This is a genomic window from Rhizobium phaseoli (assembly GCF_010668805.1).
Taxonomy (GTDB): Bacteria; Pseudomonadota; Alphaproteobacteria; order Rhizobiales; family Rhizobiaceae; genus Rhizobium; species Rhizobium phaseoli_A.
The window spans coordinates 65,443-72,114 of the sequence record NZ_WUFT01000026.1 but is presented as its reverse complement, the minus strand read 5'-3'; the positions used below and the strand labels follow the sequence as shown (position 1 = coordinate 72,114).

Genomic DNA, 6,672 nt, shown 5'->3' with positions numbered 1-6,672 from the left:
GAAGGGGTGCGTCATCACCCGCCCCCGCTCCGCCCTTGCAACCCGGCCCAGCCGGTCGGATCGGGGGCTGATCTCCCTGCCCTGTAGTAGCCTTTAAGCCTTTGTTGCATTTACATTAGAAGTCACAAACAGGCGAATACCAAAGACGAGATTTGAACTCCCAGCCTCCTCCGGACGCACCTCGGCTGCCGTGCTTTCCTGTCGATAGCCGATGGCAATTCAGGGCAACCGAGGACTTCAGGCAAAGGCGTCCGCTTCGATAGGTGGCGCTGGGCATAGAGATGCTTGTCCAGCGGGTATTTTTGTGCGCGGGAAGGATTGTTGAAGTTATTGTCGCTGGAGCGTACGCATCCGAGTTGGGCCGCATTGTGCAGTGAGTGAGAGTGTGGATGCTCTGTCTATATAGACGGCAATATAGACGGTGCTTCACACATGGACTTGAGGAATGATCTCACCGGGCATTTCAGCCGGATGGAGATTGTCGATAGCGGGCGTCGCCGGCGTTTCACGGATGAAGCGAAGCTGGCGATCGTGGCTGAGAGTTATAACGGCCCGCGGCAGGTGACGGCCACGGCGCAGCGTCATGGGATCACGCGCTGGCAGTTGAATTCCTGGCGCAGGGCCGCGCGAGAAGGACGGCTTGTCCCCCGCTCGGCGAACGGATTTGTTCCAGCGATCGTTATTGCCGAGCCTGATGTTGCGAATTCGCCACCTGCGGCGACTGTCACTGTGCCGCCTTCGGTCACCGCGCCCGGTCGCATGGAGGTGGTGAGTGCGAACGGCCGGCGTGTGATCGTCGGTCGGGATGTCGACGTGGACGTCCTGCTGCGGCTCATTTGTGGTCTGGAGGCGTTGCGATGAACCCGTTTCCGATGGGAACGGGGGTCAAGGTGTGGCTGGCGACGGGACATACAGACATGCGGTGCGGCTTTCCTTCGCTGGCCCTTCGGGTGCAGGAGGTGTTGAAGCATGACCCTCTGGGCGGTCATCTGTTCTGCTTCAGGGGTCGACGAGGTGATCTGGTAAAATTAATTTGGCATGACGGCCAAGGCGCCTGCCTGTTCACGAAAAAATTGGAGCGCGGGCGGTTTATCTGGCCCAATGTTGAAGGCGGCGCCGTCGCGATCTCGGCCGCACAGCTTTCTTATTTGCTGTCGGGAATTGACTGGCGGGCGCCGCAGGAAACTTGGCGTCCGACACGGGTTTGAGCGCCTTCATCATTGAAATTGCTAAGGAAATATGCTCTAAAATTTGCATGTCATTGCCACCGCTTTCCCTTCCGGACGATCTTGCCAGCGCCCACGCCGCGCTGCTGGCGGAACGCGAGGCGCGGTTGCAGGCGGAGGCCGAAGCGACCAAAGCCAAGGCAGAGCTTTCCAGCATCGAGGCGCTCAACGCCCATCTGCAATTGCTGATCGCCAAGTTGGAACGCGACAAACACGGTCCGAGCCGGGAGCGCACCCAGCGGCTGATCGACCAGATGGAATTGCAGCTCGAAGAGCTGGTCGCCGACGCGACCGAGGACGAGCTTGCGTCCGAAGCCGCCTCTGCCAAAAGCCAGACCGTTCGGGCCTTCACTCGCAAGCGGCCGGTGCGCAAACCCTGGCCGGACAATATCGAGCGGGAACGTGTCGTCATCGAAGCTCCTGGCGCCTGCATCCATTGCGGTAGCGAACGGCTGTCGAAGCTGGGCGAGGATACTACCGAGACGCTGGAGGAGATCCCGCGCCGCTTCAAAGTGGTCGAGACCGTCCGGGATAAGTTTACTTGCCGGGAGTGCGGCTGCATCAGCCAGGCGCCGGCGCCGTTCCATGCCACACCGCGCGGCTTTCTCGGCCCCAACCTTCTCGCCACTATAGTCTTCGACAAATTCTCCGAGCATCAACCGCTCAACCGCCAGAGCCGGCGTTTCCGCAGCGAGGGAATTGATCTGTCCACCCAGACGCTTGCCGACCAGGTTGGCTACGTCAGCGCCGCCGTCAAGCCGCTCTTCGATCTCATCGAGACCCACGTGTTTGCGGCCGAACGATTGCATGGCGACGACACCACTATCCCGATTCTCGCCAAAGGGCAGTGCATCACCGGCCGGATCTGGACCTACGTTTGCGACGACCGGCCATTTGGAGGGCACGCGCCGCCGGCCGCCGTCTTCTACGCCTCCAGCGACCGGCGTGGCGAACATCCGCAACGACATCTGGCCGAGTTCACCGGTATCCTGCAAGCCGACTGCTACAATGGCTTCAATCCGCTGTTCGATCGGACAAAGAAGCAAATACCGGTGACGCCGGCCTTCTGCTTTGCCCATGCGCGCCGGAAGTTCTTCGAGCTGGCCGACGTCTCTCGCAGTGCTCGCCGCGGTAAAGGCGCACGGCCTGTCTCGGCGACGGCGTTGGAAGCGGTTAAACGCATCGACGCGTTGTTTGCCATCGAGCGCGATATCAACGGCACAAGCGCCGAGGAGCGGCTTGCCGTGCGCCAGGAAAAGAGCAAGCCGCTGCTCATCGAGTTGGAGGCCTGGTTGCGCCAGGAACAGGAGGGCCTCTCACGCTCCTCACCGGTCATCGAACCGATCAACTACATGCTGTCGCGCTGGGTCGACTTTGCCAGATACGCCGATGACGGCAGGATTTGCATGACGAATAACGCGGCGGAAAGAGCACTGCGCGGCGTGGCCATGACCGATTCATACTACACCTCCTCTTCAAATGCCCGGAAACAGGGACTTTTGGTTTTCCATTTTGATGCGACACGGACCTCTGTGACGCGGAAACTGTGTCACTTCGTCCTTTTCCAGGTCGCTCGCCCGAATTTGATGCGGCGCGTCAGGAACAACCTGCTCGGTCGGAAGCACCCCTTCCTTAATCAGCCGGCGGACACGATGGGCAGAAACACCAAGCTTTTTAGCGGCTTCGGTCAGCGTAAGCCATTCGCCGTTCTTCTCGGCTGAGCGGTAGCCGTGGATTTTATGCACCGTCCGCAGCGCCCCGACACGGCGGGCTGTCCAAGTCTTGCCTTGTCCGGTCTGCATTCCCATTCGGTTCAGGGTGGCGGCAATGTCCGCGTCGGACCAACGCGTCGCCATGGACCTCATGACTGCAAGGGCAGCTTCCGGTGTACTCTGGCCATGTTCGCCGGCGTTGGGTTTGCGGATGCGAAGCTGGGAATGTTGGCCGCCTTTCCAGTGGATCGTCAAAAGGACTTCGCGCTTCTCCTCGTCAACATCAGCGATGATATCGGACACAAGGGTGCGAAGGAGCTGCTGACGGCAACGCATATCGACATTGGGTGCGCGCCACGCGGTCTCCAGGTCGGTGGAAATGCCGGCGAAATCGGGAATTGGGGTTGCCTGTTCGGCTTGTCGGTCCTGGATTAGCACCGCCTCGCACTTTTCCACGCGCCTGAGCGCTGCTTCCCAGCTCTTCTCAAGCTGAGCAGCGATCAGCCGGTTATCAGGATCACATGCAGCGTAGCGACGTTCGGCCAGAGATGCCTCGTAGCGTGCTTGCTGCAAGTCCAGCTCCGCCATGCGATGCCGTTCTTCCAGATTGTCCCGATGCATACGGTCAGCTTCCATTGCCGCCTCGATTGCCATGGGCGTTACGGCCCTCAATATCTCCTTGCCGATCGCAGGGTCGATGCGGGAAGCGCCAAAAGTCATGCATCGCGGTTTGGCCAACATCTGGTTGATACGTTCGCAGCGGTAATAAGGGTGGCCTGGCGGACGCCCCGAATAGACAACGCCCAACCGTCTTCCACATCGGCCGCAGGTGAGCAGACCGGCGAGCAACGCTCGGCCTCCACGACCGGACTTGATACCGCCTTTTTGACCAAAGGCATTGACGGCGATAAGGCGCTGGTTTCTTTCAAACTCAACCCAATCGATATAGCCTTCATGATGATCCTGGAGCAGGACGTCCCACGTTGCGAAAGGCTTGCTGTGTCCGTAGCTTTTGCGAGCCCGCCCATCGACAATCTCCGTTCGCTTCTCGCTTTTACCATAGACGTAGACCCCGGCGTAGAACGGGTTCTTCAGAATCGAAATGACGCTCCGATAGCGAATAGGCACCCAATCGAAGGACACCGTTTTGCGTCCATCGGAAGGACGGGGAAAATGGAAATTATCTGCGGTAAGCGAGATCAAAACCTGACGAGCGCTGCCAAGCTCGCGGAAGCGCGCAAAGATCAGGCGGATTGCTTCCTGTACCCGCAAATCGGGATCATACCCGAGCCCATAGTCGCGGTGCCAGATATAGCCGATCGGAACGCTCAGGCGCAGTTCTCCCCGCCGCGCTTTGGCGCGGGCCGCGTCAAGCATGCGCGTTCGCAAGATGCCCAACTCGAACTCGCTGATGCTGCCCTTCATGCCCAGCAACAGTCGATCGTTAGGACGACAAGGATCGTACACGCCGTCGAGATCGATGACGCGCGCTTCAACCAGGCCACAGAGTTCGAGGAGATGGTGCCAATCCCGGCCGTTGCGGGAAAGGCGCGAAGCGTCGAGGCAGAGCACTGCACCGATTTTGCCCGTGCACAGGCCGCTCACCAGTCGTTCGAAACCAGGACGGTCAACAGCGCCGCTGGCGGTACGTCCAAGGTCATCGTCGATCACATCGACATCGCGGAACCCCCAGCGACGTGCAACATCGACAAGCTCATATTGCCTTCTCTGGCTCTCAAGGTTGTTCTGGACCTGACCTGGGGTCGACTGTCGAACGTAGACCACAGCCTTGCGCTTCAGCACCGTGGCGGGAAGGAGGTTATTGCTCGTCATCACTCGCCTCCTTCGCCGCGACGCCGACCGCGGCCATCAGAAGGGTTGCCAGCCTGGTGACAACGGCGCTCCTTTCCGCATCGCTCAGGCCCCGCATCTGCGGTGCATCGAACGGTATGCTCAGTTGCTGGATCGGCATTGGCAATGTTGCGGGTGGTATTAATGCCTTCATGGCGCGCCTCCTGGATGGCTGTGAGTCCACCTCTCGAAGTTTGCCTGAAACCGCGCTCGGCCAGCAGCCTTTCAAGCTCGATGAGGCCCGCTACCGCAACGCGCGGTTCACCCATCTCCATGCCGGCGCAGAGCACCCGGTCCAGCATCCATTCTGCGACCTGAATGACTTCGCCCGGTCGGACCTCGACCCGCACGATGGCACCGCCGGCACGATCCTCGCGACCTTCGTGCCGAAAACAACCACCGTAAAGTGGGTGCCAACGATAATGAATCTCTACCATCTGCCCGACATGGGCAGAATGAACCTGCGATGGCTTGCGGCAGAAAAAATTGGAGCTTCGCCGGTTCCGATCGCGGCGCAGACCGGGCCGCCATCATGCTGACCCTGATTACGACGGCTCGCCTCAACGACATCGATCCAAAGGCCTGGCTTGCCGACGTGCTGGCCCGCATCGCCGAGCTTCCCGTCTCCCGCCTGCATGAGCTCTTGCCTTGGGAGTGGAAGGCGATCAAGGCGATGGAAATCCCGGCTGCCGCGTAAACAGTTTCCGAAACAGCTCTTCCGACCGGCGCAGACCCTCGTCCGTCAGCACCAGTGACTTCGACTTGTTCACCGGATCGCCGATCAGGCCTTTCTGATACAAGCGATCAGTCGTCGCCCAGTCAAACCCCTTCCAGGCGCAACGCTCGTTGTGAAGCGTCAGCCATAGCAACGCCAGCACCGCGTCGTCGATTTTGTCCTCGTCGATCTCCATTCCGCAAGCTTACAACGCGCGACCCCAAAGATCCCTGCGGCCTACCTCGGATGGATACGCTGGAGCATTCAAGGACGAGGACAATGTGGGATCGGAACACCGGTTACGGCTTTGGAGTGACGGCGAATTAAAGTATGACTTGGCATCGGTAGCAATGCCCCAGCCGCGGAGCGCTACGGCGAATATGCTGCAGGAGCGGACGTAATCGTGCCCCCACTTTGTGTGTGCACTTTATGCGTCTGAATTGCCGACACTATTGGATTTGCCATGGCTCTAGGGATTATAGAAATATCCGACCGCTGCCAAATACTTTGGATTGCCTTGCAATTCTGAGGCCTGCAACAGGATCAACGCTTTACTATTAGCCGAATAGTAGTTGCCCGCCTCCTGCGCGATAGCGCGCCACTCCTTCTCCCAAGTGCCATGGCTGCAATTCAGTCCAACTGGAGGGCGGGCGGTGTTCAAAACATACCGCTCGAATATATCTTTGGGCACTGGCGTACTTGCCCAGTCCTCATACTTCAGACCATCGGGCCCTCTCAGATCACTCGGAAAAGCTTCGATGCCACGATGGCGGATATCTTGGGTTTGCGTGTAAGACAACTGATAAATCACAGCTCCGCAAGTTCCGGCACGATTCGGCAGTTGCGTCGAACCGTAAGAAAGGCGCTGACCTATATCAAATTGCGGTGGCAACGCCGAAGTCCACTGACCTCCTGAGGCTGTGGGCAGCGAGGCCAAAATGACGATGACAAAGAGGGTGACAACCGAACAGGAGATCAGGGTGTAGGGTCTCACGCTCAAACGCTCCCTTTCAAGTTCAAACACTGTCTATAAAACATTGATCAACGCATGCCTCGACCAACGTGCGAATTCAGCCTCGGTCATAGTATGAAATCTACGATCGGGTGGCAATGTTCCCGTAGGCGTGGTCGTCTCGGCAGATCTCCCGTGCCATGTAGGGCATAGCGT

6 protein-coding genes and 2 pseudogenes are annotated in these 6,672 nt (G+C 59.1%); 5 read left to right on the top strand and 3 right to left on the bottom strand.

The genetic code is table 11. The features are described 5' to 3' along the window. The first annotated feature begins 432 nt into the window (after positions 1-432). From tnpA to tnpC, 3 genes and pseudogenes are all read left to right on the top strand, one after another. Positions 433-861, top strand: coding sequence for an IS66-like element accessory protein TnpA (tnpA, locus tag GR197_RS28505; protein ID WP_130705018.1), 429 nt, complete (start codon positions 433-435; stop codon positions 859-861). Then, positions 858-1,208, top strand: coding sequence for an IS66 family insertion sequence element accessory protein TnpB (tnpB, locus tag GR197_RS28500; RefSeq protein ID WP_104822825.1), 351 nt, complete (start codon positions 858-860; stop codon positions 1,206-1,208). The genes tnpA and tnpB overlap by 4 nt, the downstream gene beginning before the upstream one ends. Before the next feature lie 47 nt (positions 1,209-1,255). Further along, a pseudogene (tnpC, locus tag GR197_RS28495) lies at positions 1,256-2,713 on the top strand (IS66 family transposase); the annotation flags it as partial. On the opposite strand, the gene GR197_RS28490 reads toward tnpC, so the two are convergent. After that, on the bottom strand, positions 2,702-4,771 hold the full coding sequence (locus GR197_RS28490) for a recombinase family protein (protein ID WP_131645912.1): 2,070 nt from the start codon (positions 4,769-4,771) through the stop codon (positions 2,702-2,704). The pseudogene tnpC and the gene GR197_RS28490 overlap by 12 nt on opposite strands. A gap of 56 nt (positions 4,772-4,827) precedes the next feature. On the opposite strand from GR197_RS28490, the gene GR197_RS28485 reads away from it, so the two are divergent. Next, positions 4,828-5,328, top strand: coding sequence for a hypothetical protein (locus GR197_RS28485; protein ID WP_164015583.1), 501 nt, complete (start codon positions 4,828-4,830; stop codon positions 5,326-5,328). Next, positions 5,256-5,486 (top strand): annotated as a pseudogene (locus GR197_RS28480) (transposase domain-containing protein); the annotation flags it as partial. The gene GR197_RS28485 and the pseudogene GR197_RS28480, both read left to right, overlap by 73 nt. Here GR197_RS28480 and GR197_RS28475 read toward each other — a convergent pair. Both GR197_RS28475 and GR197_RS28470 read right to left on the bottom strand, forming a co-directional pair. After that, a complete protein-coding gene (locus GR197_RS28475) occupies positions 5,455-5,700 on the bottom strand; it encodes a DUF6429 family protein (RefSeq protein ID WP_164015682.1) in 246 nt (81 codons plus the stop codon). The pseudogene GR197_RS28480 and the gene GR197_RS28475 sit on opposite strands and share 32 nt — an antisense overlap. 273 nt (positions 5,701-5,973) lie before the next feature. Beyond that, positions 5,974-6,498: a hypothetical protein gene (locus GR197_RS28470; RefSeq protein WP_130663796.1), complete on the bottom strand. Its 525-nt coding sequence runs from the start codon at positions 6,496-6,498 to the stop codon at positions 5,974-5,976. Positions 6,499-6,672: the final 174 nt, after the last annotated feature.

Excerpts from the sequence above, each read along its gene's own strand:
- tnpA (WP_130705018.1), top strand. The coding sequence starts at position 433 with ATGGACTTGAGGAATGATCTCACCGGGCATTTCAGCCGGATGGAGATT.
- tnpB (WP_104822825.1), top strand. The coding sequence starts at position 858 with ATGAACCCGTTTCCGATGGGAACGGGGGTCAAGGTGTGGCTGGCGACG.
- GR197_RS28490 (WP_131645912.1), bottom strand. The coding sequence starts at position 4,771 with ATGACGAGCAATAACCTCCTTCCCGCCACGGTGCTGAAGCGCAAGGCT.
- GR197_RS28475 (WP_164015682.1), bottom strand. The coding sequence starts at position 5,700 with ATGGAGATCGACGAGGACAAAATCGACGACGCGGTGCTGGCGTTGCTA.